22 protein-coding genes, 3 tRNA genes and 1 pseudogene are annotated in these 23,028 nt (G+C 66.2%); 22 read left to right on the forward strand and 4 right to left on the reverse strand.

The window, feature by feature from the left end:
- The first annotated feature begins 83 nt into the window (after positions 1-83).
- The 3 genes from BKA10_RS10650 (at position 84) to BKA10_RS10660 (ending at position 395) form a co-directional block, all read left to right on the forward strand.
- A tRNA-Glu gene (locus BKA10_RS10650) sits at positions 84-156 on the forward strand.
- A 21-nt stretch (positions 157-177) separates the two neighbouring features.
- A tRNA-Asp gene (locus tag BKA10_RS10655) sits at positions 178-251 on the forward strand.
- Between the two features lie 71 nt (positions 252-322).
- Positions 323-395, forward strand: a tRNA-Phe gene (locus tag BKA10_RS10660).
- Between the two features lie 42 nt (positions 396-437).
- Here BKA10_RS10660 and BKA10_RS10665 read toward each other — a convergent pair.
- Entirely contained in the window at positions 438-1,571 is a 1,134-nt protein-coding gene (locus BKA10_RS10665) for a site-specific integrase (protein ID WP_183499872.1), read from the reverse strand.
- Between the two features lie 770 nt (positions 1,572-2,341).
- Here BKA10_RS10665 and istA point away from each other — a divergent pair.
- The gene (gene istA, locus BKA10_RS10670) at positions 2,342-3,904 is read left to right on the forward strand and encodes an IS21 family transposase (RefSeq protein ID WP_183498613.1); all 1,563 of its coding nucleotides are present in this window, start codon (positions 2,342-2,344) and stop codon (positions 3,902-3,904) included.
- On the forward strand, positions 3,901-4,647 hold the full coding sequence (locus BKA10_RS10675) for an ATP-binding protein (RefSeq protein WP_183498614.1): 747 nt from the start codon (positions 3,901-3,903) through the stop codon (positions 4,645-4,647). The genes istA and BKA10_RS10675 overlap by 4 nt, the downstream gene beginning before the upstream one ends.
- 988 nt (positions 4,648-5,635) lie before the next feature.
- On the opposite strand, the pseudogene BKA10_RS16925 reads toward BKA10_RS10675, so the two are convergent.
- Together BKA10_RS16925 and BKA10_RS10680 are read right to left on the reverse strand one after the other, a co-directional pair.
- Positions 5,636-5,719: pseudogene (locus tag BKA10_RS16925) on the reverse strand (GNAT family N-acetyltransferase); the annotation flags it as partial.
- 76 nt (positions 5,720-5,795) lie between these two features.
- The gene (locus BKA10_RS10680) at positions 5,796-6,176 is read right to left on the reverse strand and encodes an ArsR/SmtB family transcription factor (RefSeq protein WP_183499873.1); all 381 of its coding nucleotides are present in this window, start codon (positions 6,174-6,176) and stop codon (positions 5,796-5,798) included.
- 65 nt (positions 6,177-6,241) lie between these two features.
- Between BKA10_RS10680 and BKA10_RS10685 the strand changes: the two genes are divergently transcribed.
- From BKA10_RS10685 to BKA10_RS10755, 15 genes are all read left to right on the forward strand, one after another.
- Positions 6,242-6,523, forward strand: coding sequence for a metal-sensitive transcriptional regulator (locus BKA10_RS10685; protein ID WP_183499874.1), 282 nt, complete (start codon positions 6,242-6,244; stop codon positions 6,521-6,523).
- 29 nt (positions 6,524-6,552) lie between these two features.
- On the forward strand, positions 6,553-6,879 hold the full coding sequence (locus BKA10_RS10690) for a heavy-metal-associated domain-containing protein (RefSeq protein ID WP_183499875.1): 327 nt from the start codon (positions 6,553-6,555) through the stop codon (positions 6,877-6,879).
- Positions 6,848-9,154 carry a heavy metal translocating P-type ATPase gene (locus tag BKA10_RS10695; RefSeq protein ID WP_277816606.1) on the forward strand — a complete coding sequence of 769 codons (2,307 nt, stop codon included), beginning with the start codon at positions 6,848-6,850 and terminating at the stop codon, positions 9,152-9,154. Before BKA10_RS10690 ends, BKA10_RS10695 begins: the two co-directional genes overlap by 32 nt.
- Positions 9,155-9,412: 258 nt before the next feature.
- Positions 9,413-11,416 (forward strand): heavy metal translocating P-type ATPase, encoded by a 2,004-nt coding sequence (locus BKA10_RS10700; RefSeq protein WP_241740234.1) that lies wholly within the window; start codon positions 9,413-9,415, stop codon positions 11,414-11,416.
- A gap of 35 nt (positions 11,417-11,451) precedes the next feature.
- Positions 11,452-11,889: a DUF6153 family protein gene (locus BKA10_RS10705; protein ID WP_241740176.1), complete on the forward strand. Its 438-nt coding sequence runs from the start codon at positions 11,452-11,454 to the stop codon at positions 11,887-11,889.
- Between the two features lie 100 nt (positions 11,890-11,989).
- Complete coding sequence (locus BKA10_RS10710; protein ID WP_183499877.1) at positions 11,990-12,598, forward strand: DUF305 domain-containing protein; 609 nt, start codon at positions 11,990-11,992, stop codon at positions 12,596-12,598.
- 68 nt (positions 12,599-12,666) lie between these two features.
- Positions 12,667-13,500, forward strand: coding sequence for a F510_1955 family glycosylhydrolase (locus BKA10_RS10715; RefSeq protein ID WP_241740175.1), 834 nt, complete (start codon positions 12,667-12,669; stop codon positions 13,498-13,500).
- Positions 13,501-13,589: 89 nt separating this feature from the next.
- On the forward strand, positions 13,590-14,012 hold the full coding sequence (locus tag BKA10_RS10720) for a hypothetical protein (protein WP_183499878.1): 423 nt from the start codon (positions 13,590-13,592) through the stop codon (positions 14,010-14,012).
- Between the two features lie 110 nt (positions 14,013-14,122).
- Positions 14,123-14,764 carry a TlpA family protein disulfide reductase gene (locus BKA10_RS10725; protein WP_372491450.1) on the forward strand — a complete coding sequence of 214 codons (642 nt, stop codon included), beginning with the start codon at positions 14,123-14,125 and terminating at the stop codon, positions 14,762-14,764.
- Positions 14,761-15,510 (forward strand): cytochrome c biogenesis CcdA family protein, encoded by a 750-nt coding sequence (locus BKA10_RS10730; RefSeq protein WP_372491449.1) that lies wholly within the window; start codon positions 14,761-14,763, stop codon positions 15,508-15,510. The genes BKA10_RS10725 and BKA10_RS10730 overlap by 4 nt, the downstream gene beginning before the upstream one ends.
- Positions 15,491-17,212, forward strand: a complete 1,722-nt coding sequence (gene resB / locus BKA10_RS10735) for a cytochrome c biogenesis protein ResB (protein ID WP_183499879.1) — start codon at positions 15,491-15,493, stop codon at positions 17,210-17,212. Before BKA10_RS10730 ends, resB begins: the two co-directional genes overlap by 20 nt.
- Positions 17,209-17,865, forward strand: a complete 657-nt coding sequence (locus BKA10_RS10740; protein WP_183499880.1) for a DsbA family protein — start codon at positions 17,209-17,211, stop codon at positions 17,863-17,865. The genes resB and BKA10_RS10740 overlap by 4 nt, the downstream gene beginning before the upstream one ends.
- Positions 17,837-19,423 (forward strand): apolipoprotein N-acyltransferase, encoded by a 1,587-nt coding sequence (lnt, locus tag BKA10_RS10745; RefSeq protein WP_183499881.1) that lies wholly within the window; start codon positions 17,837-17,839, stop codon positions 19,421-19,423. The genes BKA10_RS10740 and lnt overlap by 29 nt, the downstream gene beginning before the upstream one ends.
- Positions 19,416-20,429, forward strand: a complete 1,014-nt coding sequence (ccsB, locus tag BKA10_RS10750) for a c-type cytochrome biogenesis protein CcsB (RefSeq protein WP_183499882.1) — start codon at positions 19,416-19,418, stop codon at positions 20,427-20,429. The genes lnt and ccsB overlap by 8 nt, the downstream gene beginning before the upstream one ends.
- Before the next feature lie 197 nt (positions 20,430-20,626).
- Complete coding sequence (locus tag BKA10_RS10755) at positions 20,627-21,094, forward strand: signal peptidase II (RefSeq protein ID WP_241740174.1); 468 nt, start codon at positions 20,627-20,629, stop codon at positions 21,092-21,094.
- Positions 21,095-21,119: 25 nt separating this feature from the next.
- Here BKA10_RS10755 and BKA10_RS10760 read toward each other — a convergent pair whose 3' ends face one another.
- The gene (locus BKA10_RS10760; RefSeq protein WP_241740173.1) at positions 21,120-21,710 is read right to left on the reverse strand and encodes a vitamin K epoxide reductase family protein; all 591 of its coding nucleotides are present in this window, start codon (positions 21,708-21,710) and stop codon (positions 21,120-21,122) included.
- Between the two features lie 68 nt (positions 21,711-21,778).
- On the opposite strand from BKA10_RS10760, the gene cmtR reads away from it, so the two are divergent.
- Both cmtR and BKA10_RS10770 read left to right on the forward strand, forming a co-directional pair.
- Positions 21,779-22,138 carry a Cd(II)/Pb(II)-sensing metalloregulatory transcriptional regulator CmtR gene (gene cmtR, locus BKA10_RS10765; protein WP_183499884.1) on the forward strand — a complete coding sequence of 120 codons (360 nt, stop codon included), beginning with the start codon at positions 21,779-21,781 and terminating at the stop codon, positions 22,136-22,138.
- On the forward strand, positions 22,135-22,740 hold the full coding sequence (locus BKA10_RS10770; protein ID WP_183499885.1) for a cadmium resistance transporter: 606 nt from the start codon (positions 22,135-22,137) through the stop codon (positions 22,738-22,740). The genes cmtR and BKA10_RS10770 overlap by 4 nt, the downstream gene beginning before the upstream one ends.
- The last annotated feature ends 288 nt before the right edge of the window (positions 22,741-23,028 follow it).

The raw sequence follows: 23,028 nt of genomic DNA on the forward strand, positions 1-23,028 counted from the left end.
CGCGGGCGCGCCCTCGATTGGTATTTTCATCGTGTGGCACGTATGCTTGTCCCTCGGTAAGCGTGAGCCTTTCGGGTTCGCTCGGCCCCATCGTTTAGCGGCCTAGGACGCCGCCCTTTCACGGCGGTAGCACGGGTTCGAATCCCGTTGGGGTCACTCCCATAATTGAATATGCATGGCCCTGTAGCGCAGTTGGTTAGCGTGCCGCCCTGTCACGGCGGAGGTCGCGGGTTCAAGTCCCGTCAGGGTCGCTCCACAGCGACGGGCCCTTTGATTCTTCAGAGGGCCTTTCGTCTAGGACATGGCTTTTCGGATGCCATGCGGCTCTGTAGCTCAGTTGGTAGAGCGCACGACTGAAAATCGTGAGGTCACGGGATCGACGCCCGTCGGAGCCACTGCCCCCGATTCCAGGCTTCTACTGGGATCGGGGGCTTTTTCTATGCGTGCGTGCGAGGCGCCACCGGGTCTTCTGGCCACATTTTGGCCACCGCATCGAGGGCACGTGCGCCAAGAGCCGCTGCAACGCTGTTCAGGTCGTCGTCAAACAGGTCAGCGTAGACATCCAGCGTCATGGCTGCAGACGCGTGGCCGAGCATCCGCTGCACTGCTTTGACGTGGGCACCGGCAGAGACAGCGAGCGATGCGGCCGTGTGTCGAAGATCATGCGGGGTGATGACGGGAAAGGTCGGGTCGGCCTCACGACATCTCGCAACCGCCGGCTGGAATACCCGGCGTCGAAAGTTGCCGTTCCGCATTGTCACGCCGAGCGCAGAAGTGAAGATCAGATCGTCTTGGCCTCTACTGGCCACCCGCTCGATGAACCTGTCAGCAAGGAATTGCGGAACGGGAACAGACCGCCGCTCGTGCGATTTCGGTGTTCCCCACACCAACTCACCACGGACGTCCACCACCGCCTCGTCGACCACAATCCGATTGCGCTGGAGATCCACCGACCGCCTGCGAAGCGCCGCCAGCTCACCCCACCGCAGGCCGGTGTACGCCAGAGTGAGAATCAGGTCGGCGTAGTCACCGCATTGCGAAGCAAGCTCGACGACCTGTTCGTGAGTCAGGTACCCACGCCGGTCGCGCGTGATGCGCGGCAGCCGCAAGTCGGCGACCGGGTTGGATTGAAGTCTGCCGTCACGGATCGCCAGCTTGAAGATGCCGCCGAGGACCAGCACGACCTGGCGCAAAGTGGATGGACCCAGTGTCTTACTCAGCTCGGTCGCCCAACGCTGAACATCGCCATGCGATACGTCGCTGACTCGGGTGGTTCCCCAACGCGGAAGGATGTGCTTCGCGAGGGAGTATTCATAGCCGGATCGGGTGGACGCCTTCACGTGCACCTGGGCGGCTATCCAATCGGCGGCGACGATCGCAACATCGACACGAGAGCGACGGGGGTCAACCCACTCCCCGCGCATCTGAGCGACCTCTTGCGTTGCGAGATATTGCTCGGCGTCGCGTTTCGTTCGGAACCCCCGCTTTTGCGTTTGCGAGCGGTCGGGCTTGCGGTATCGCACTCGATACCGTCTGCCGGCTGCTGTTTCGTACGGCTCAATCGATCCCATGACCTCAGCGTTGACCTGACGATGCGACGTGGCCAGCGAAAGCCGCAAAGTAATCGTCACGGTGCTACTGCCGCTACGGCGCAACATCCCTAGCGTGTGTTCGACGAGCTGTTGCGCTCGTAGCGCCGGGTGCCGCTACGCCTTTGTCGATCCGACTGATTCGACCAGCCTCGCCTTGCGTCGGACCACAGCAGTTGAGTGGATAGGCGAGTGTCTCTCAGCGAATCGCAGCAGCAACCGGGTGATCGCGCGGTGTCATCGGTCTTGCGTCGGCTCGAGTACTACTTTCCCGGCGATCCATCGGCGACCGGGATAGCGGCGGCTGTGAGGTCCGGTGCAGCGGGGCCATCGGAGTTGCAGCGCCTGTTTCGCGCCTTGGTCGACGAGGGCGGCAAGCCAGCTCCAAAGCCGTACGTACGCCCTTACGACGCGGAGCTCGACGAGGCCCTGAGCCTCAGAGGCTGGCGATCGCGACGAGATGAAGGCTGGGACTCCCACACGTTCGATATGTGGACGTGGCCTCCGTCCCAGCGATTTGCGCAGCCCACGGTGGTTCACCACGAAGGGCTTCAGTTGCGGGTCATCTACGCCATCTCTCCGATCCTGGCTGAGTATTCGCTCCTCTGAGGGCCACTGATATTGCGGTTCAGGGCCACTCGCTCATCGACGCGATCGTGTCGGTGAGGGCCACCGAATATTGGGGTTGAGGGCCACCGTTCCTAGGCTCCTTCTGCCGCGTGGCCAATCACACGGCAGAAGGAGTGATTCGGATGGTACGCAAGATCAAGGCGAAGCTGGTGCTTCGGCTTCGCGCGGAGGGGTTCACGGGGAGGCAGATCGCCGCGCAGGGCATGTCCCGGACGAGTGTGGCGGCGGTCATCGACGCCGCCGACCGGGAAGGGATCGGTTGGGACGACGTCGCCAAGCTCGAGGAAGCGGACGTGTATGCGCGGCTGTTTCCTGGTCGTGGTGAACATGACAGCGTTCACGCGCAGCCGGACTGGGACAGGGTGCACCGGGAGCTCGCGCGGGTCGGGGTGACGCTGAAGCTGCTGCATGGCGAGTATGTCGACGCCTGCCGGGCGGCGGGATCGACGGCGATGGGATACGACAGGTTCTGCAAGGCCTACCAGCAGCACGTCCTCATCTCCGGGGCGGCGTCGCGGGTGGGGCACAAGGCGGGGCAGACGGTCGAGGTCGACTGGTCGGGCAAGACGATGCAGCTGACCGACCCGGTCACCGGGCAGCAGACGCGGGTCTACTTGTTCGTTGCGACGCTGCCGTTCTCCCGCTACTCGTTCGTGGAGCCGACGCTGGACATGCAGCAGGACGCCTGGTTGCGCGCGCACGTGTCGATGTTCGACTGGTTCGGCGGGAGTGTCCCGCGTGTCGTCCCGGACAACCTCAAGACCGGGGTGCTGAAGCACCCGGCGGAAGGTGAGGTGGTGCTCAACGATGCGTATCGGGAACTCGCGGCGCACTACTCCGCGGCGGTGCTCCCGGGGCGGGTGAAGAAGCCGAAAGACAAGGCCAGTGTCGAGAACACGGTCGGGAACGTCGCGACCTGGGTGATCGCATCCCTCCGCGACCGAAGCTTCGCGAGCTTGGCGGAGTTGCGGGCGGTCGTCTACGAACGCGTGGCCGCTTACAACGCGGAGCCGTTCCAAAAGCGCGCCGGGTCAAGGCTGAGCGTGTTCGACTCGGAGGAGAAGCCGCTGCTGCGGCCGCTTCCGGTGGTCCCGTTTGAGATCTCGAGGTGGTTCTACCGGCGCCGGGTTCAGAAGAACGGGCACGTCGTGTTCGAGCGCAACTTCTACTCCGTGCCCTACCCGAACATCGGTCGGAGTGTTGATCTGCGGGTCACCGACACCACGGTCGAGATCTTCGCCGGGCAGGAGCGGCTGACGAGCCACCTGCTCGCTCCGGTCGGGATGGTGAACGAGTATCGCACCCACGACAGCGATCTGCCCGACGGTCCCCGCTACCGGCAATGGGACGCCGAACGTGTTCGCGAGTGGGCGGGCCGGATCGGGGAGGACACCACGATCGTGGTGAATCGGATCTTCGAGTCCGTGCCCGTCGACGAGCAGGGCCTGGACGCGGCTTTGGCGGTGTTGCGGCTCACCCGCCGCTACTCCGCCGCTCGGGTCGAAGCCGCCGCCGGGATCGCCCTCGCGTCCCGGGTGAGATCTCCGCGCTACGCGCATCTGCGGCCCATCCTCGAGACGAACCAGGACCAACCCGACGGGAGGAGCCCATGGGCTGAACCCGCGACTACGGGGCCGACCGGATACGTCCGCGGCGCGGACTACTACGCCGGTGACATCCGATGAGCCGGCTCGACTCGGAGACGAAGCGGAAGCTGCGTGAGATGGGGGTGACGTCGCTGGTCGACGCGTTCGAGGTCCAGGACGACAGCCTCACGTTGGGAATGGCGTTCGAAGAACGCGTCAAGCTCGCCGTCGACGACGCCCACGCCACCTTCACCCACGCCAAGGTCGAAGGCCTCATCCGGCGGGCCGGTCTCCGCTACCCGAACGCGGACCTGCGGCGAGTCGACCTGCTCGAGCAGCGGGGTCTTGACCGCGGGGTGATCGCGCAACTCGGCACCTGCCAGTTCATCACCCGGCAGCAGAACGTCGTCTTCCAAGGCTTCACCGGGTCCGGGAAGAGCTACCTCGGATCGGCGTTGGCGAAGCAGGCCTGTCAGCACCGCTACCGGGCGCACTACATCCGCATGCCCGACCTCGAAGAATCCTGGGCCACCGCCCGCGACCGGCCCGCGGGGAAGGAGAAGTGGCTCCGCAAATACGCGGCGTTCACGCTCCTCGTGATCGACGAATGGCTCCTCGACAACCCCGATGACAGCGTTCGCGGCATGCTGCTCGAGCTGCTCGAGCGCCGCTACGACGCCACCTCGACGGTGTTCTGCACCCAGTACGCGAAGAAGGACTGGCACCAACGCCTCGGCGGCGGAGTCCACGCCGACGCGATCATGGACCGCATCGTCCACAACACCATCTGGATCGAGACCGGCAGCACCAACATGCGCGAACACACCGCCAGGACGGCCTGACCGGCGCCGGTGAGCGTTGCCATCACCGGGTGGCGCTCACCGGCAATACCGGGCGGCCCTGAATCGCAATATCGAGTGGCACTGAACCCCAATATCGACTGGCCCTCAACCCTTCAAATACTCACCTGGCAAGAGCCCCGCACGTCGTCTTTGAGAATCGATCCCAGCTTCTCGACCAGATCGAATACATCGAGGCATGGTCGTGATGCTTCCCTTCCACCGGCCTAAAGCGGCTCCCCCGTTCAGCGACACATCTCGTCGGTTGGCGCAACGACTAGCCGAAAAGGCGCAGCGAACCTACGGCTGTCTGGCTGGACCGTCGACGTTGACGGCTCGGGGCGGTACCGCGTTCATCGTCCTTCAAAGGGAGACGTGACCAGTGGCTCAAGCGGATAACGGGCTACATGGAACCCTTCACGCGATACCGGAAGATCACGCCATTTCTGCGCTCGGTCAAGGGCGCGCGGCGTCGCAAGCGACGCCCAGGTGGGGCACTCTGGGAATGGGAAGAAGACGCGAAGAATCGCTGACTATCGAGAGGATGCTCCAGCAATATCGCTCTGGCAGCTCGAAGGACGGCGACGCAGAGCGACCAGTACATGGCGGGGTCACTCCAGCAAACGACCGGGAGGTGAACGCAACTGTGCCCAGTGTCTACAGCGAAGCGGCGCGCATCGCTGCTCGCGAGTTGCGGGTTCGACTCCAGCAAGACCTGGCGGCCGGGCGATTCGTCTCGTCATCCCCGGTAACCGACCAATGCCATCCCGTCGCGACAGATAGGAAGCGGAGTACTCGACGAACCAGCGATGGCCGGAAGGGCTGAGACTCCGTCCAGGTTGCCCGCGCTATATCGTTGCCTTGCCAGGAGCAGCGGGGTCGGACAAGCTGAGTGTGCGGACCCGCCCCACACTCGTGGACAGGCGGGTCTAGCTGTTCTCGGACCAGCGACCTTGCAGGCCCGGTGGGTGTCACCGCACGGTTGAGATAGTCACTCCGCCCGCCGCTCGACGAGGATGGTGTCGCGCCACTGTCCCGCCCAAGGGCCGTAGGTCATGAGGGCGATGCGTTCTCGGTGCCGGTGACGAAGATCGAGGGCGGTTTCGCCAGAGTCCGTTCTCCGGCGCGGACCGGCGCATCGGTCAGCGTGCTCATGGCTCCACCACCGCTCGCGACTCCTCGGCTTGACGATGGTGGTGGGGGGTGCCCCCGAGAGAGTGCTCAGCCTGGAAGATTGCGTCGGCCACAAGCTGTTGTGCGTGCTCGTTCGCGAGCCGGTAGAAGATCCGTGTGCCGTCTTGGCGGGTCGACACGATGCGCGCCAGGCGCATCTTCGCCAGGTGCTGCGATACCGCGGCCGGGGACTTGTCCACGATGTCGGCCAAGTGATTCACCGATAATTCGCCGGCATCTCGCAATGCCATGATGATCCGCACCCGCGTCGCGTCAGCCAGCATCGCGAAGACCTCTACCGCGAGTTCAACGTATTCGCTTTCCGGGAGGCGACCACATCCGGAACTATCTGCAAACATACGCAGATTATCTCAAAAGGGAGTAGCGGGCTTGACAAAGTACCATAGGGGGGTATGGTATTTATATGAACGGTTATGTGGCGAATAAGGACGATTTGCTGAAGCGACTGAGCCGCGCCGAGGGTCAGGTCCGGGGAATCGCCCGGATGGTGGAGGACGACAAGTACTGCATCGACATCCTCACTCAGGTCTCCGCAGCGACGAAGGCGCTGGAGAACGTCGCATTGTCGCTGCTGGGAGACCACCTCACGCACTGTGTAGCCGAGGCCAGTGCCGAGGGTGGCCGGGTTGCCGCGGAGAAGATCCGTGAAGCCAATGACGCGATCGCTCGCCTCGTCCGTTCCTGACTAACCGATCACCACACGAGGAGACTGTGATGAACATTGACAACCGCGACGACCTGGGCCTGAAGGACTCGGCTGGCTGTGCGTGCTGCTCGACCGCATCTGCCCCCACGACCACTGACGTGTCGGCGGCGGCGGTGACCTCTGAGGTTCTGGTGGCGGGTATGACGTGCTCGCACTGCGTGATGAGCGTCACCGAGGAGCTGGCCTCGATCGAGGGCGTGGAAAGCGTTGATGTGGACCTGAACGCCGGCGGAGCCTCGCGTGTCACGATCCGCAGCACCGCACCGGTGGACACCGCTGCGGTGACGGCAGCGGTGGAGGAGGCTGGCTACTCCCTGGCCAGCAGCTCGTCATGAGCACGGTGATGTCGAGCTCGACATCACCGGGATGACGTGCGCGTCCTGCGCGACACGGATCGAGCGCAAGCTCAACAAGCTGCCCGGCGTGGAAGCGACCGTCAACTACGCCACCGAGAAAGCCCGGGTGCGCGGGCAGGACGTCGACCCTGCGGCGCTTATCGCCGCAGTGCAATCGGCCGGGTATCAAGCCGCCGTTCCCGCCCCACCGGCCGCCGACCCCTCAGGCGAGGGTGCTGCCGCGCCGGCCGCGGATGGTGAGTTGGTGTCGTTGCGGCAGCGTCTGCTGATCAGCACCGCCCTGGCGGTGCCGGTCGCAGTGCTGTCGATGGTCCCGGCGTTGCAGTTCGAGTACTGGCAGTGGCTGGCGCTCACCCTCACCGCCCCCGTCGCGGTGTGGGGGGCGTGGCCGTTTCACCGCGCCGCGGCCGTCAACGCCCGCCACGGCGCAGCGACGATGGACACGTTGATCAGTGTCGGCGTGATCGCCGCGTTCGGCTGGTCGCTGTACGCCCTGTTCTTCGGCGGCGCCGGGATGCCGGGAATGACGATGACTTTCACGCTTGTCGGCACCCCGCAGGCAGGCGGGCACGAGATCTACCTCGAGGTCGCCGCGTTGGTGACGGTCTTCATCCTCGCCGGCCGGTACGCCGAAGCCCGCGCCCGCAAGTCGTCGTCCGAGGCGTTGCGTGCGCTGCTGGAACTGGGCGCGAAAGACGCCGTGAAGATCGTCGGCGGGGTGGAGCAGCGGGTTCCGGCGGCGCAGCTGGTCGTCGGTGACACCGTGCTGGTCCGGCCGGGGGAGAAAATCCCCTCCGACGGGCTCGTCGTCGACGGGTCGTCCGCGATCGACGCGAGCATGCTCACCGGCGAATCCACGCCGGTCGAAGTCGGCGTCGGCTCTCGGGTGGTGGGCGCCACCGTGAACGTCGGCGGCCGCCTCACGGTGGAGATCACCCGTGTCGGCGCGGACACCGAGCTGGCACGGATGCGGCGGCTGATGGAGGAGGCGCAGACCGGGAAAGCCAAGGTGCAGCGTCTCGCCGACCGGGTCTCGGGTGTGTTCGTGCCGGTGGTGATCCTGCTCGCAATCACCGCGTTCGTCGGGTGGCTGCTGGTCGGTGGCTCGATCGAGCTGGCGTTCACCGCCGCGGTAGCAACCCTGATCATCGCCTGCCCGTGCGCACTGGGACTCGCAACCCCCACCGCGCTGCTGGTGGGCACCGGTCGCGGCTCCCAGCTGGGCATCCTCATCCGGGGACCGCAGGTGCTGGAGCAGACCCGCAAGGTCGACACGATCGTGCTGGACAAGACCGGCACCGTCACCTCCGGCACCATGACCGTCACCGCGGTACACCCCGCCCCCGGCGTCACCACCGCCCAGTTGCTGGCCACGGCCGCGGCGGTGGAGTCCGGGTCGGAGCACCCCGTCGCGCGGGCCATCGTCACCGAGTCCGGCCCGGTGCCGGCGGCCGAGACGTTTGCCTCTCACGCCGGGCTCGGGGTGCAGGGCATCGTGGACGAGTCGCTCATAGTCGCCGGTCGCCCTTCATGGCTGCAAGAACAGTGGGGCATCACTCCTCCTGCTGACCTGCAGCGGGAAGCGGACAATCTGGAAGCGGCCGGGGCGACAGTGGTCGCGATCGGCCGCGACGGGGAGCACCTGGGCATCATCGCGGTCGCGGACACGGTCAAACCCACCAGTGCCGAAGCCGTTGCCCGGTTCAAGGCGCTGGGGATGACGCCGGTACTGCTCACCGGCGACAACGACGGCGCCGCCCGCCACATCGCCGCGACTGTCGGGATCGACCAGGTCCACGCCGGTGTCACCCCGGCCGGCAAGCTCGATGTCGTCCGCCGGCTGCAGGACGAGGGCCGGGTGGTGGCGATGGTCGGTGATGGTGTGAACGACGCCGCCGCGCTAGCGGCCGCTGACCTGGGTCTTGCGATGGGCGGCGGCACGGACGCCGCAATCGCCGCCAGCGACATCACCGTCGTCTCCGGCGACCTGCTGGTCGTGGCCGACGCGGTCCGGCTGGCTCGCCGCACCCTGGGCACCATCAAGGGCAACCTGTTCTGGGCATTCGCGTACAACGTCGCCGCCATCCCGGTGGCGATGGCCGGGCTGCTCAACCCGCTGGTCGCCGCGGCCGCGATGGCATTGTCCTCGGTGTTCGTGGTGACCAACAGCCTGCGGCTGCGCGGCTTCCGCGCCACCCCGGCCACCACACCCGCTCTCACCTCACCGGACTCCCGCGTTCCTGCCCGAGTCTGACCCGCATCCCCCCGGATGCATCGTGGAAGGAGGCTCGCCATGAGCCAGCACGACCACCACCCCGCGGGGCAGACCCCTGCCGGGCCCGCCGACGACGAGAACACCGCCCGCGGCATGCGGGAAGCCGTCGCCGAACCCGACACCCAGCACGCGCACCACGCGCCGGCTGCCGCCCCACACGACGAGCACGCCCAACCGACGCACGGCGGGCATGCCGGGCATGATGAGCACGCCGGTCATGAGGGTGCACATGCGGGGATGGCGCACGGCGGACATGGGGGGCATGCCGGTCACGGGGACCATGTGGGTCAGTTCCGACGGCTGTTTTGGATCATGCTGATCCTTGCCATCCCGGTGGTCGCTTTCTCGGGCATGTTCTCGATGCTGCTGGGGTATCCGCTGCCCGATGCCGCCTGGGTGGGGTGGATCTCTCCGGTGCTGGGCACCGTCATGTACGTGTGGGGTGGTGCCCCGTTCCTGACCGGCGCGGTCAGCGAGCTGCGAAACCGCAAGCCCGGCATGATGCTGCTGATCGGGCTGGCGATCACCGTCGCGTTCGTCGCGTCCTGGGGGGCCAGTCTCGGCCTGCTGCACCACGAGCTGGACTTCTGGTGGGAACTGGCGCTGCTGATCGTCATCATGCTGCTGGGCCACTGGATCGAGATGCGGTCCCTGGCGCAGACCACCTCCGCGCTGGACTCCCTCGCCGCGCTGCTGCCGGACGAGGCTGAGAAGGTCGACGGGGATACCACGGTGACCGTCGCGCCTTCGGACTTGCAGGTTGGGGATGTGGTGGTGGTCCGCCCCGGCGGGCGCGTACCTGCAGATGGGCGGGTGGTGCAGGGGTCGGCGAGCATGGACGAGTCGATGATCACCGGCGAATCGCGCCCGGTACGCCGCAGCGACGGTGACCCGGTCGTGGCCGGCACCGTCGCCACCGACTCCGGGGTGCGGGTGGAGATCACCGCGGTGGGGGAGAACACCGCTCTGGCCGGTATCCAACGCTTGGTCACTGAGGCGCAGAACTCCTCTTCGAAGGCGCAGCGCCTCGCCGACCGGGCCGCCGGGTGGCTGTTCTGGTTCGCTCTCATCGCCGCCGGGATCACCGCCGTGGTGTGGACACTGGTCGGTCTGCCCGACGACGCGGTGATCCGCACCATCACCGTGCTGGTCATCGCCTGCCCTCACGCGCTGGGCCTGGCCATCCCACTGGTGGTGTCGATCGCCACCGAACGAGCCGCCCGCGGCGGTGTGCTCATCAAGGACCGGCTCGCGCTGGAAAGCATGCGCACCGTAAACACCGTGCTGTTCGACAAGACCGGCACCCTCACCAAGGGCGCCCCTGCCGTGACCGGTGTCGAACCAGTGGACGAGATCGACGCGGACCGGCTGGTGGCCCTGGCCGCTGCGGCAGAGTCCGATTCCGAGCACCCGCTGGCGCGCGCCATCGTCACTGCTGCGCGGGACAAGCACCTGCCGGTGTCGGCGTCGACCGGCTTCGAGTCCTCACCCGCGGTCGGGGTGCGTGCGACCGTTGACGGCCAGGTGGTGCAGGTTGGCGGACCGTACCTGCTCAAGCAGGCCGGCGCGCACGAGCTGCCCATCGCGGACCGGTGGCGGGAAGAGGGTGCCATCATCTTGCACGTCCTCATCGACGGGAAGGTCGCCGGTGCGTTGCGGTTGGCCGATGAGATCCGCCCGGAGTCCCGGCAGGCCGTCGACGCGCTGCACGAGCGGAACGTGCAGGTTGTGATGATCACCGGTGATGCCGACGCGGTCGCCGCGTCGGTGGCTACTGAACTGGGCATCGACCGGTTCTTCGCTGGGGTGCGCCCGGAGGACAAGGCGTCCAAGGTGAAGCAGCTGCAGGACGAAGGCCGCAAGGTCGCAATGGTCGGCGACGGGGTGAACGACGCCCCCGCCCTGGCCCAGGCTGATGTGGGTATCGCCATCGGCGCGGGAACCGATGTCGCGATCGCGTCCGCGGGGGTCATCCTTGCCAGCGACGACCCCCGGTCGGTGCTGTCGGTGATCGAGTTGTCCCGCGCCAGCTACCGCAAGATGAAGCAGAACCTGTGGTGGGCCGCCGGATACAACCTCATCTCGGTGCCCTTGGCTGCCGGCATCCTCGCCCCGATCGGTTTCGTGCTACCGATGTCGGTCGGCGCGATCCTGATGTCACTGTCCACCATCGTCGTCGCCCTCAACGCGCAGCTGCTGCGGAGGCTTGACCTTAGCCCGGACGCAGTTCTCGACCGGTGACGGGTGTGCCGTACCGTGGAAGGGAGGGAGGTGACATGTCGCTGATCGCACTGACGGACCGGCTGTACGCTGGCCGGTCGATGGCGCGCACGCTGCTGCTGCTCATCGCCCTCACCGCCGCGGTCATCGCCGGCCTGCTGGCCATGCACTCCCTCAACGCCCACACCGCCGCGGACACCGGTCACCAGACCACCCTCACCGCCGCTGCTGCGAGCACGGCTGTGGATGACCATCATCCCGGCGCTCCCGCGACGGATGAACCGTGCCCGGACTGCGGCACCGGCCACACCGACATGCTCACTATGGCGTGCGTGCTCGCTCTGCTGGCGGCCGTGCTGCTACTGTTTGGGCCGCGCAACGCCCTGCGGTGTCTGTCCACACAGCCCCGCCCCAGGCCGCTCGGCACCGCCGTCTTCCCCTTCACGCTCCTGCGACCACCCTCCCTCAACGTTCTCTGTATCAGCCGTACGTGATGCGACCCGAGTCGGCCCCCTCGTGGCACCGGCTCTCTCGTCGCGCGCCCGTCATCCCGACCGGCGTCCTTTCACGTACCCCTGTTTGGAGAACCCCCTTATGAAGATTCGTACCGCGGCGACCGCCGCGCTCACCCTCGCCGCCGCGCTCACCCTCGCAGGCTGCGCCGGCAGCACCGGCTCCGGTTCGGAATCCATGCCGGGCATGGATCACGGCGGAAGCTCGTCGTCCACGTCGGCAGCGGACTTCAACGGCGCGGACGTCATGTTCGCGCAGATGATGATCCCGCACCACCAGCAGGCCATCGAGATGTCCGACATGCTCCTCGCGAAGGACGGCATCGACGAGCAGGTGATCGCTCTGGCCGAGGACATCAAAGCCGCCCAGCAACCCGAAATCGACCAGCTGCAGGAATGGCTGGACGAGTGGGGTGCCGACAGCGGCACCGAGTCCATGGAAGGCATGGACCACGGCGGCGACATGATGATGAGCGAGGACGACATGGCCGCCCTCGAATCGGCCACCGGCGCCGACGCGGCCCGACTGTTCCTCGAGCAGATGACGATGCACCACGAAGGCGCCATCGAAATGGCTCAAGACGAAGTCGACAACGGTCAGAACCCGGACCCGGTAGAGATGGCTCAGACCATCGTCGACACGCAGACTGCCGAGATCGCTCAGATGCAGGAACTGCTCGGCCAGCTCTAACCGCACCCGGTGAGGACGCCCAACCCGACGGGCGTCCTCACCCTCAACTCGAAAGGGTATATATGCGCATGCCTCTGCGCGAGACAGCCAGCGTTGTCGCGCTCCTCACTCTGGCCCTCACCGGTTGTGCAGGTACCGCGCCACCGTCCACCGGCGCCGACCACACGGCCGCCACCGCTACCGCACACGTGCACGCCATCGTGCCTGACCCGAACGGCGAGGGGTTCCTGCTCGGCACCCACGAGGGCCTCTACGCGGCGACCGCCGACGGGCAACTCGCCTCACGAGTCGGGAGCTACGGCTTCGACGCAATGGGACTCACTGCCATTGACGACGACCTCATCGCCTCCGGCCACCCGGCCAGAGGCACCCCAGCCGAACTGGGGGAAGGGAACCTTGGCATCATCCGCAGCGGCGATGGTGGCACCACCTGGGAACCGGTCGCATTCACGGGCGAGAAAGACTTCCACGTCCTCGCTGCCGGGCCCGACGACACCCTGTACGGACAAGAAACCGGCAGCGCACTGATCATGGCCAGCGCTGATCGTGGTGTCACGTGGTCTCCCACGGGAGCGACCCTGCTCATCTTCGGTCTCGTCGTCGACGCCGCGGGACGAATCATCGTCACGACCCCCGATGGCCCCCAGGTCAGCACCGACGGAGGGGCAACGTTCGATCCGCTACCCGGTGCGCCGAACCTGTATCCCATCGCCAACTCCCCGAACCACCAGCAACTCATCGGCGTCGACAACAAAGGCACCATCTGGGCCAGCACGAGCGGAGATCCGTCCTGGGAAAACGTCGGAACCGTACACGGCTCCGCGCAAGCAATCACCGTCACCGACGCCGGCGACATCCTCGTCGTAGACGACAGCGGACTCAGCCGGGTTCCCTCCGCCTAGCGACCTCAGCATCGGCTGACTATACAGTTGATAGTGTCTGATAACTGGATATTCCACTTCCCTGATCCCTGAGCGTAGGACCGTTTGCGATGATTCGCCCCGACCGCGCTGGCCGCGCAATCGCCCCGAGCGTGCGCTGGCCGGTGGCAAGGCTGCTGGTAGGGCTGGGTCTCGTCCTGGCGCTCCTGATGTGCTCGTGGGCAGCGACGCACTCTGAGACCGAAGGCCGTCAGGCCGCGTCGATCGCAGAGCCGATCATCATCATGGACGAGGCGGGCGCCGTCCCGACGGTGACGTCAGGTGGGCACGCCAGCGAGGCCGGAGATCTCGGCGCCGCCCTCTGCCTGTTGGGAGTGGTGTGCGCGCTGATGCTTGTCGTGCTGGCCTGGCGGGCACCCTCGCGGCCCTACAGCGTCGAGCGTGTCGCGAAGATGATGCTTGAGCTGATCACGGTCGCGCCGTCCCGAATGCCGGCGCTTACTCTTGCGCAGCTGGGCGTCTCCCGAACCTGATCCACCACTCAACCCACTCGCCCCTGTGAGAGCGTGCGGTCGCTGGCGCCGCCAGACCGCACGCCTGTTGAGTCCTGGTATTGGAGAACGTCGTGGCAAACCCATTCCGGGTGACTTCCGTCACCCGCACCGTCCCCCCGGTTGCCCATCGGAGATCCTGGCGCGCGTTCCGTGCGGCCGCCGCGATGCTCGCCGCGACCGCTGTACTCGCGGTCGCAGGGTGCACATCGCAGGACGGGCTGGCCGCCACGGCAAACAACGGCACCGGTTCCACCAGCGTTGACGAGCGCATCGTCGAGATCTCCGCGGAAAAGCGCGGCGAGACAGTGGTGTTCGCCGGCGTCGACGAGCGCGGCAATCCGGTCAGCAGCGACGAGTTCGCCGGCGAGGTGTACGTCGTGAACTTCTGGTATGCCGCGTGTGGCCCGTGCCGGGTCGAGGCTCCTCTGCTCGAAGAGGTGTGGCAGACCTACCAACCCGAAGGGGTGGGGTTCATCGGGGTGAACATCTACGACCAACCCGCCACCGCGCTGTCGTTCGCGGAGGACTACGGGATCACCTACCCGAGCGTGATCGACATCGTCGACGGGAAGACGAAGCTCGCCTTCGCCGCGGTCACCCCCATCCAGGCGACCCCGACGACCCTGGTGATGGACAGGCAGGGCAGGGTCGCCGCGCGGATTATCGGGCAGCTGCCGGCCGCGTCAATCCTGTCCACCCTCGTCGCGGACGCGCTGGCGGAGAGCCAGTGAGCGCCGAAGGGTTCATCTTCGACGGCGCGCTATGGGTGGCCGTGCTCATCGCCATGCTCGCGGGCCTGATCTCCTTCGTCTCCCCGTGCGTGCTCCCGCTTGTCCCCGGATACTTCGGCTACCTCGGGTCCTCCCTCTCCACCTCCCCGACACAAAGCCATCCCGCCGGCCGTGGACGGCTGCTCGGAGGGGTGGCGTTGTTCGTCGCCGGATTCACCCTCGTGTTCATGACCGTCACAGTGCTCGGTGGGGTCGCGGGACTGTTCTTCCTCGAATACGCGAACATCCTCACCCGGGCGCTCGGGGTCGTCGTCATCGTTCTGGGCCTGGTTTTCATTGGCGCGTTCCCTCGCGCGCAACGCACCCTCCGCCCCCGTTTCCGCGGCAACCTGGGTCTGCTCAGCGCGCCACTGCTGGGCATCGCGCTCGGGATCGGCTGGACCCCCTGCATCGGACCGACGCTGGCGGCGATCATGTCGGTGTCCTGGAATCTCGGCGACCCCGGTCGTGCCGCGCTGCTGGGACTGGCGTACTCCCTCGGCCTGGGCATCCCGTTCTTCCTGCTCGCGCTCGGACTGGGCTGGGCCACCCGCTCGGTCACCTTCCTCCGCCGTCACATCCGCGTGGTCAACATCATCGGCGGCAGCCTGCTCATCGCCCTAGGCGTGCTGATGGTCACCGGCATCTGGGGCACGCTGATGTCCGTCCTACAGGGGGTGATGCTCAGTGTCACGCTCCCTCTCTGATCAGGCACCCACCGACCCCTCCCGCCCCGCCGATCACATCGAACAGGACGAGCCTGACACCGTCACCTCCCCGACGCTGGGACCCGTCGAGTGGCTGCGATGGGGATGGCGGCAGCTGACCAGCATGCGCACCGCGATCCTGCTGCTGCTCCTGCTGGCCATCGCCTCAGTTCCCGGGTCGATCTTCCCGCAACGCACCGCGGACCCCAACGGGGTCCTCCAATACTTCCGAACCAACCCCGACCTGGCCCCGATCCTCGACGGGCTCCAGGTGTTCGACTTGTACAACTCCGCCTGGTTCTCAGGCATCTACCTGCTGCTGTTCATCTCATTGATCGGCTGCATCATTCCCCGCACCCGTCACCACTGGAAAGCCCTCCGCACCCGGCCACCACGCACCCCGGTACGTCTCAGCCGGCTGAGCGCCCACCTTCTCGCAGACGTCCCGGCAAAGGCCGAGGACCCCGCCGCGGACGCGGCGGCCACGATCACCGCCGCAGCCGCCGATCTGCGCCGCCGCGGATACCGCATCGAGCGGTACGACACCGCACGGTCTTGGTCGGTGTCGGCCGAGCGCGGCTACCTCCGGGAGACCGGCAACCTGGTTTTTCATGCCTCCCTGGTCGGAGTGTTGGTCGCTGTGCTCGCGGCCAGCGGTTTCTCCTATACCGGGCAGCGGGTCATCGTCGAGGGGACCACGTTCGTCAACACCCTCAACGACTACTCCTCGTTCACCCCGGGCAGGTTCGTCGACGGAACGCAGCTGGACCCGTACTCGCTGACCCTCGACAGCTTCGACGTCAGCTACGTGCCACCGGGAGAAGCCGGTGCCGGCCAAGCAGGCGACTTCGCCGCGAACCTCACCATCCGCGACGCCCGCGCCGGGACAGAGGACACCGAAAGCGTGCGCGTGAATTACCCCATCACGGTCGGCAATGACCGGGTCTATCTGCTCGGCAACGGCTACGCACCCACCATCACCGTCCGAAACTCCGAGGGCGCGGTCGTGTACAGCGAGTCACAGCCCTTCCTCCCGCAAGACACCACGATGACCTCGCTTGGCATCATCAAGGTCCCAGACGGGCTCCCCGAACAGGTCGGGCTCGTCGGATTCTTCTACCCCACACAGGGCGCCCTCGACACCGGGGCGTTCACCTCGGTGTATCCCGATCTTGTGAACCCGGTCGTCACCTTCAACGTGTTCTCCGGCAGCCTCGGCATCAACGACGGCGTGCCCCGATCGGTGTACACCCTCGACACCAGCGGAATGACCCAACTCACCGGCGGCACGAGCGGCGCCGAGTCGATCCAGCTCACTCCCGGGCAGACCGCCGACCTGCCCAATGGGTGGGGCACGGTCACCTTCGAGGACGCCTCCAGCGGCACGAATCCCCTGGCGGCGGTGAAACGATTCGCGTCGCTGGACATCAAACGCGACACCGGCGGTCCTTGGGTGCTCGGCTTCGCCACCCTGGCCACACTGGGTCTGATCACCGGCCTTCTCGTTCCCCGACGCCGCGTGTTCGTCAAAGCATCCGTCACCGGCGACCCGGACGAGCCCACCCTGCGCCTGGAATACGCCGGTCTCGCGCGCGGAGAGGACCCGCAACTGCCCGACGCGATCGCCGGCATCCGCAACGCCCACCTCGCCGCCCGTGATCGCCTGAGCTCACAGACACCCAGCCGAAGGAACCCACGATGAAGACCCCCATGAAAGTGACCCTCATTGCGATCGCCGCCGTGGTCGTGCTCGTCATCGGCGCGATCATCTACACGGTCTCCGCCCGCCCTCAAGCGCCCGCAGGCGACAACGCCGCGGACGCGTTACCGGGTGCCCGCAGCAACTCCCACGTCCTGGACAGCGCCGGCCCGAACGCGCCGACCCTGGTGGAGTTCCTCGACTTCGAATGCGAGGCGTGTGGGGCGTTCTACCCGTACGTCGAACAGATCCGTGAGCAGTACGACGGACAGATCAACTATGTGTTCCGGTACTACCCGATCCCCAGCCACTACAACTCGATGAACGCCGCCCTCGCGGTGGAAGCGGCCGCGCAGCAAGACCGGGTCGAGGACATGTACCACCGCATGTTCGAGACGCAGGCCGAGTGGGGCGAGCAGCAAGTCTCCGAAGCTGACCTGTTCCGCAGTTTCGCCGAGGACCTTGGCCTGGACATGGCTGCCTACGACCAGGCGGTGGCAGACCCCGCCACCCGGGAGCGGGTCGAGGGAGACTTCGCCGAAGGGCAGCAGATGGGTGTGCAGGGCACGCCCACGTTCTTCCTCAACGGCGAACGACTCGAGCTCAACCAGCTGACGGATCTCACCGATGCTCTCGACCGCGCCCTCGCTGACTGACGCGGCGGCGGAGGCATTTCCCGCCGCGCGCCGGAAGGTACCGCTCTGGGCGGCGCTCCTCGTCGCCGCGGCTGCTGGTGGGCTCCTGGACCTGTCCTTCCCCGCTGTGGGGTGGTGGCCGCTCGCGTTTGTGAGCATCACCCTCGCGTTGGGCACGATCATCGGCCGCAGCATCGGCGGCGCGTTCCTGGTCGGTGTTGCCTTCGGTGCGGCGTTCTTCTTCACCCACCTGGTGTGGGTGGGCACATATCTCGGACCCGTCCCGTGGGTGGCGTTGGCCGGTCTGGAAACGGTGCTGTTCGGGGTCGGTGCGATCCCCATCGCTCTCGCGTACCGGTGGACCGACCGCGCCCGCGGACGCGCCGTCCTGTGGTTTGTCGGGGTGCCGCTGCTGGTAGCGGGGCTGTGGAGCGTCCGAGAGCTGATGATGGGGTCCTGGCCGTACTCCGGGTTCCCGTGGGCGCGGATCGGGATGACCCAGGCGAACGGCCCGCTCCCGGAGGCGGCGTCCTGGGTCGGGATGACCGGTCTGGGCTTCCTCATCGTCGCCGCCTGCGCGTGCCTGGTGCAGTGGTGGCGGGCCGGCGGGTTCCGACGCATGCGCGGCGTCCTGCCCGCCGCGATGATCGTGACCGCTCTGGTACTCGTGCCGCAGTTCCCCACCGGGGACGCCGGTCAGATGGACATCGGCTGGGTGCAGGGCAACGGGCCCTCCGGGTACTTCGACGACCGCACCCCCGGGGATGTGCTGGCCGCGCAAACAACCGCGACCGACCCCCTGCTGGGGGAGGACATGGATCTGCTGGTGTGGCCCGAGGGTGCCGTCGACAGCGACCCCCTTACCGACCCGGCCACCGCCCGGCGGCTCACTGATCTCGTCGCCCAGGCCGGCGCACCGCTGCTGATTAACGCCGCCACCGCACGCGACGGTGACGTGTTCAACACCTCGATACTGTGGGGCGGGCAAGGCGACCCGCAGTTGCATGACAAGGTCAACCCCGTCCCGTTCGGGGAGTACGTCCCGGACCGGTGGTTCTACGAGCGGATCGCGCCCGACCTCATCGGCCTGATCCAACGCGAATACACCCCCGGACAGAACCCCCCGTTCGTGACCGTCGACGGGGTGAAAGTCGGACTGGCGATCTGTTTCGACGTCATCTATGACTCCGTCATCTGGGACGGCGCCCGCCAGGGCGCTCAGGTCTACGTGTTTCAGACCAACAACGCCGATTTCCGCGGCACCGACGAGAATCTTCAACAGCTCGCGTTCGCCCGGATGCGTGCGATCGAGACCGGCCGTGCCGTGGTGAACGTCTCCACCGTCGGCACCAGCCAAGTCATCGCCCCGGACGGGCAGATCATCGACGGCGCCGGCGTCGACCAGGCAGCCGCGGCGATCACCCGCGTCCCGCTGCGAGACGGTCTCACCCCCGCCGTCGTGCTCGGCGGTGCCCTCACCGCCCTGATCGCCCTCGGCGCGATCACCGGTCTCACCATCGCCGGAATCAGCCGCCACCACCACCGCCACCGATCTGCACGAGGAGCAACCGATGCCTGACCCCGAATCCCTGACCCTGGACAGCATCTCCCTGCTGTTGGTGTGGACCGCGATCGCCGTGTACCTGCTCGCGTTCGTGGCCTACGCCATCGACCTTGCACAACGCTCAGTACGCCGCGACGAACCCCAGCGGGTGCCCGCGCTCGTGACCGCGGGCGGAGACACGCAGAACACAGGCGACGAACGCGCCGCGCTGAACGAGGTCCGCACCCGGCCGGGCCAGCGGCAACGTCTGCTCTGGGCGCGAATCGGCACCGTCCTGACCGGGTTCGCGTTCGTATTTCACCTCGCCGGCACGATTGGGCGAGGACTCGATGCGGGAAGGGTCCCGTGGGCGAACATGTACGAGTTCGCGCTCACCGGGACATTGCTGATCGTTGCGGTCTACCTGTCCGTGCTCCGCCGGTACGACCTACGATTCCTGGGCTCGTTCCTCATCGGTATGGTCGCGTTGCTCCTCGGTGGTGCGACCCTTGCGTTCTACGTCGAAGTTACCCCGCTGATGGACCCGCTCAAAAGCGTCTGGCTCGTCATCCACGTCTTCGTCGCCTCCCTCGCTACCGCCCTGTTCGCGATCTCCTGCGGCCTTTCCGCCACACAGCTCATGCAAGCCCGACGCGAACGACAGGCTGCGCGTCGCAAGGATGAGGGCACGAAGAGATCCGGCCTGGGATACTTGCGCACGCTGCCGACCGCGGAGACGCTGGAGTCACTGGCGTATCGGTTCGCGATCGTCGGGTTCATCTTCTGGACCTTCACTCTGATCGCCGGCTCAATCTGGGCCAACGATTCCTGGGGACGATACTGGGGATTCGACACGAAGGAAGTATGGACGTTCGTGATCTGGGTGCTCTACGCCGGCTACATCCACGCCCGCGCGACCCGCGGCTGGCGGGGCACCCGCTCCGCATGGCTGTCGATCATCGGCTTCACCGCCGTCCTCTTCAACTTCACCATCGTCAACATGTTCTTCAAAGGCCTGCACGCCTACTCCGGCCTCAGCTAACGACCAACGTTCGACTTTCAAAGGACTTTTTCCTCAATGCTCACACCACTGTTCGATCCCGAGTGGTCTCCACGTTCGCGGGCGGGGACGGACACGGAAGCTCGGCACGGCGTTTCCTTGGCCTCCGTCGTGCGGGGCGCACGATGAGGCGGCGTCGGAGCTGGAGATTGGCCGTCGCGTGCCTGGTCGCGCTTGTTATGACTGTCGTGGACCAGGGCACGAAAGCCCTCGCGCTCGCACAGCTGAGCGAGCAAGAACGCATTCCACTGATCGGCGACGTGCTGGGGCTGCAGCTCGCCTTCAACCCCGGCACCGTCATGTCTCTCGGCTCGAACAGCACCTGGGTGTTCACTCTGGTCGGAATGGTGGCAGTGATCGCCTTGTTCTACGCCGCCTGGCGGGCGACATCCACGTTGTGGGCGGTCGCCATCGGTTTCGTCTGGGGTGGAGCGATCGGCAACCTCATCGACCGTCTCTTCGCCCCTCCAGGGTTCGGCCGCGGTCACGTCACCGACTTCCTCGCCTACGGCAACCTCTTCATCGGAAACATCGCCGACATCGCCATTGGAGTCGGCGTCGGACTCGGTATCCTCCAGATGCTCCGCACCAACCGATCTCAGCCGCGCAGCGAACATCCGGCCGCGACCCCCGCCCACGAGAAGTAACCTCGGCCCGAATGGGTCGTTCGCGCTAGATGATGCTCGCCAGGACATTCAGGCGGAGCTGAGCGAGCACCGCGACAACCAGGTATGCGGCGACCGTCACGAGGGTCATCCACGGCCACAACAACGCACCGACTCGTCTTGCTCTGCGACCAAAGACGCCCTCACGCAGGTTCCGAGCGGTCACGAAGAAGAACAGCGGGAGCGTCGTCAGCCACACCACAAGGCACCAGGGGCAGAGCGTACCCAGCACGTAGATGCTCTGCCCAATCAGCCAGACCACGAAACCAAAAGCTCCTGCGACACCGATGTTGAACAGCATCCAGAACCAGCGCGCGAAGTGCGGGACCGCCCACACCGTGACGCCGACACACACCACGAGCGCGAACCCGACCAGTCCGAGGAACGGATTGGGAACCCCGAGTGCGGCTCCCTGAGCGCTGTCGAGGTTCGCGGAGCATTGCACCAACACGGAGAAGTCGCAGCTGAGGCCCGTATCGGGGTTGGTCAGCTTTTCGATCTTCTCGATGGACAGCGCCATCGCTGCCGTCAACCCGATGGCGCCGGACAGCATGAGGAACAGGCCGAAGAAGAATTCACGGCCGACGAACTGTGACAACTTTCACCCATCGCGAGATTTGTACGGGACGGTTAGCAATCATACAGTGAACCGTGTATGTTCATCGTGTGCTGACTATAACTGATCGTCTGGACGTGATGAACCGACTCGGCCGAGCCATGGCCGACCCCACACGCTCACGAATTCTCATGACCCTGCTTGAGGGCCCGATCTATCCTGCGGCACTCGCTCGCGAGCTGGGCCTCAGCCCGTCCAACGTGTCCAACCACCTGACCTGCCTCCGTGACTGCGGCATCGTCGTCGCCGAGCCCGAGGGCCGCCGAACCCGGTACGAGGTCGCCGACCCCCGTCTGAGCCGGGCGCTTACTGCGCTGCTGGACACGACCTTGGCCGTTGACCATGCAGCCGGGTGCATCGATCCCTCCTGCGCGGCCCCGGAATGCTGCACGACGGAGGCGACCGCATGATCTTCCTCTCCATCCTGCAAGCGATCGGCCTGTTCCTTGCCACGAACATCGACGACATCATCGTGCTGTCGCTGTTCTTCGCCCGCGGCGTGGGACAACGGGGCACGACCGCTCGAATCCTGCTCGGGCAGTATCTGGGATTCGCCGGCATTCTCGGCGCAGCCGTACTCGTAGCTCTCGGCGCCGGAGCATTCCTGCCTCCAGAGGTCATCCCCTACTTCGGCCTGATCCCCTTGGCGTTGGGGCTATGGGCGGCCTGGCAGGCATGGCGTCGACGTCGCGACGACGACGATGACGATGAGGGCAAGATCGAAGGCAAAAAGGTCGCCGTCTGGGCTGTAGCCGGGGTCACCTTCGCAAACGGCGGGGACAACATCGGGGTCTACGTGCCGGTCTTCCTGAGTGTCGGACCCGCCGCCGTGGTCGCCTACTGTGTTGTGTTCCTCGCGCTCGTCGCGGTCCTGGTGTACGTCGCCAAGTTCATCGCTACCCGACGTCCGATCGCGGAAATTCTGGAGCGCTGGGAGCACATCCTGTTCCCGATCGTTCTGATCGGCCTCGGCATCTTCATCCTGATCAGCGGCGGCGCATTCGGGCTCTGACGCGCCAAGAAGGCGATGCAGCCGGAACCAGTCTGTCGCCGCGCCTCTCGGGCAGTAACGACCCGGTGGGATGTCGTGCAAGTTGCGATTTAGGCGCGGGAGCGTGGAGTGTCTTTCTCGCCGATCCCGGCGGGCTAGTCCAGAACGAAAACGATCGTTTTTTGCCCCGTCGCTCGGAGTAACCGACATCGCCCGCCGAAAACGTGGATCGAAACCGAGTTTCGGCGGACGTTTCCGGCGAGCTGTGAAGCTGCCCCCGAGGCAGATCGCTGTGGAGTTGATCGCTCG

The sequence above is a fragment of the Microbacterium invictum genome (genome assembly GCF_014197265.1).
GTDB classification, from domain to species: Bacteria; Actinomycetota; Actinomycetes; order Actinomycetales; family Microbacteriaceae; genus Microbacterium; species Microbacterium invictum.